This is a genomic window from Salinarimonas chemoclinalis (assembly GCF_041514305.1).
Classification (GTDB): domain Bacteria; phylum Pseudomonadota; class Alphaproteobacteria; order Rhizobiales; family Beijerinckiaceae; genus Salinarimonas; species Salinarimonas chemoclinalis.
The window spans coordinates 1-307 of record NZ_JBGMWH010000041.1; the positions used below are offsets into that span (position 1 = coordinate 1).

Sequence of the window (307 nt, forward strand, 5' to 3'; positions counted from 1 at the left end):
CCGCGTCGAGCGCGGCGTGGTGAAGGTGGGCGAGGAAGTCGAGATCGTCGGCATCCGCGACACCGTCAAGACGACGGTCACGGGCGTGGAGATGTTCCGCAAGCTGCTCGACCAGGGCCAGGCGGGCGACAACGTCGGCGTGCTGCTGCGCGGCACCAAGCGCGAGGACGTGGAGCGCGGCCAGGTCGTGTGCAAGCCGGGTTCGGTGAAGCCGCACAAGAAGTTCAAGGCCGAGGCGTACATCCTCACCAAGGAGGAGGGCGGCCGCCACACGCCGTTCTTCAACAACTACCGCCCGCAGTTCTAT

The 307-nt window shown here is 66.8% G+C and carries 1 protein-coding gene; it reads left to right on the top strand.

Going from position 1 to position 307, the window contains the following annotated elements:
* Positions 1-307 (top strand): EF-Tu/IF-2/RF-3 family GTPase (locus AB9M23_RS22555; RefSeq protein WP_372426949.1); only part of this gene is annotated, 307 nt, incomplete at both ends.